At 66.8% G+C, this 2,600-nt stretch carries 2 protein-coding genes; both read left to right on the forward strand.

The genetic code is table 11. The features are described from left to right. Positions 1-1,378, forward strand: a 1,378-nt coding sequence (locus QOD90_RS14245) for an adenylate/guanylate cyclase domain-containing protein (RefSeq protein ID WP_526350738.1), incomplete at its 5' end; no start/stop codon positions are given. 1 nt (position 1,379) lies between these two features. After that, the gene (locus QOD90_RS14250) at positions 1,380-2,531 is read left to right on the forward strand and encodes an alpha/beta fold hydrolase (protein WP_526350740.1); all 1,152 of its coding nucleotides are present in this window, start codon (positions 1,380-1,382) and stop codon (positions 2,529-2,531) included. Positions 2,532-2,600 lie beyond the last annotated feature (69 nt).

Raw genomic sequence — 2,600 nt, forward strand, 5'->3', positions numbered from 1 at the left:
CGCACACACTCTCCTCACGCGGGACAACCTCGTGCTCCTCGTCATCGTGGTCTTGGTCGGCGCGATCGCCACCACGGTCGCCGGCTACTGCAACGTCGTTCCCTCACTGCGGTGGTACCTGGCGGGCGTCGACCCCGACCCCGGCCAACGTCGCCAAGCCATCAACCTCGTCCGCCGGGAGACCGGCATCCTCCTCGGCACCTGGATCGCCAGTGCAGCCGTCCTCATCTTCGCCAATCGCCACGTCGGCGTGGGTCCGGCCCTGATGATCGGGGCGACGGCGGTGTTTGGCGGACCGTCGAGCATCAGCACGAGCCTGCTGTTCACCCAGAAGATCACACGCCCGGTCGTCGCGGCGGCATCGAGGGACTTCATCGGCCGTGATACGGCGCCGAGCGTCGCCGCCAGGCTGGTGATGATGTGGGTGTTCAACAGCGCCATGCCGAGCATCGCGATCGCGGTGTTGATCCTGTGCCGTTCCAACGGCTGGCTCATCGCCCAGTCGGCGTCGCTGGACATTCCGATCATCGTGCTGACCACGGTGTCGGTGTTTCTCGGGCTTCGCGCGATGCTCCTGGTGTCCCGTTCCATCTCCGATCCCGTTCGAGACGTCGTGGAGGCGATGTCCGACGTCGAGCACGGGGACATCGGACGAACCGTCGACGTCTACGAACAGTCCGAGATCGGACGCCTGCAGAGCGGATTCAACAGGATGGTCACGGGCCTGGTCGAGCGCGATCGGCTGCGCGATCTGTTCGGTCGGCATGTCGGACCCGACGTGGCCCGGCTGGCGGTCGAGAGCGACGAGGCGGTCGCAGGCGAAGTGCGCGACGTCGCCATCCTCTTCATCGACCTTGCCGGTTCCACCCAGCTTGCGCTGAACCGCTCACCCACGGAAGTCGCCGACGTGCTCAACGACTTCTTCCGAATCGTGGTGGCGGCGGTGGACCAACACGGCGGGCTGATCAACAAGTTCCAGGGCGACGCCGCGCTGGCCGTATTCGGCGCGCCCATCAAGACCGAGGATGCCGCTTCAGCGGCACTGGCCGCAGCACGAACGCTGGCAACGGATCTGCGCCGCCTGCCGGACGTCGACTTCGGCATAGGAGTGTCGGCGGGGGCCGTGTTCGCGGGCAACATCGGCGCCGAGAATCGCTACGAGTACACCGTGATCGGCGACCCGGTCAACGAGGCATCCCGGCTCGCCGACTGCGGCAAGAGCGTGACCGGCAAGACCGTTGCCTCCGGCACCGCCATCGCCATGGCCGCCTGCGACGAGCCGCAGCATTGGCAGCCCGCGGGTTCGGTAGTGCTGCGCGGTCGCTCGGAACCGACCCAACAGTGGGTGCCACGCGGCGACAATGACCACCATGTCTGACATCCGACCGTTTCGCATCGACGTGCCCGACGACGTGCTCGTCGACCTCCGCCGGAGGCTTGCGGCCACCCGCTGGCCAGAGGCCGAATGCGTGTCCGCGGACGCGAGGAGCAAGGAAGACCTCGACTGGAGCCAAGGGATCCCGCTGAGCTACACCAGGGAACTCGCCGACTACTGGGAGCACCAGTACGACTGGCGGACCAGGGAAGCGGCATTGAACCGATTCGACCAGTTCACCACCGAGATCGACGGCCTCGACATCCACTTCGTCCACCAGCGCTCACCTCATCCCGACGCCTTCCCCATCGTCATCACCCACGGCTGGCCCGGTTCGATCGTGGAGTTCGCCAAGGTCATCGAGCCCCTCACCGACCCCACGGCCCACGGCGGGCGTGCCGAAGACGCCTTCCACGTGGTGTGCCCGTCCCTGCCCGGGTACGGCTTCTCGGCCAAGCCCAGCAGCGCGGGCTGGAACATCGCCAAGATCGCCACGGCATGGAACACGCTGATGGTCCGGCTCGGCTACGACCGCTACGGCGCACAGGGTGGGGACTGGGGTGCCGCGGTGACCACCGACATCGGCCGCCAGGTGGGCAACTGCGTCGGCATCCACACGAACATGCCGATCGCGCGGCCGACGAAGGACGCCTTGGAGCACCCCACGGATGACGACCTGCGAGCGTTCGCCGCCTCGAAGCACTACCGGCGCTGGGATTCCGGCTACTCGAAGCAACAGTCCACCCGACCTCAGACGCTGGGGTACGGCCTCGTCGACTCCCCCGTAGGGCAGTTGGCCTGGATCGTCGAGAAGTTCTGGTCCTGGACCGACTGCGATGGCCATCCGGAGAACGCGCTGACCCGCGACGAGATGCTCGACGACGTGATGCTGTACTGGGCGACCGGCGCGGGCGCCTCGTCGGCCCGCCTCTACTGGGAGAGCTTCGGCGCCTTCGGTTCTGAAGGGCGCGTCGAATTACCCACCGGGGTGGCGGCGTTTCCGAAGGAGATCATGCAGGCACCGCGGTCGTGGTGCGAGTCGACCTACAACGTCACGCACTGGACGACGATGCCGCGTGGCGGTCACTTCGCGGCGTTCGAGCAGCCCGACCTCTTCGTCGACGACCTCAGGACGTTCTTCGCGACGGTGCGTTGACGCCTCAGCGGTTGAGCCACCAGATTCGGCTCGACAACAGCGTGGCGAACGCGCACCACATGGGGTAGA

Source organism: Mycobacterium sp. (assembly GCF_032161845.1).
GTDB lineage: Bacteria > Actinomycetota > Actinomycetes > Mycobacteriales > Mycobacteriaceae > Mycobacterium.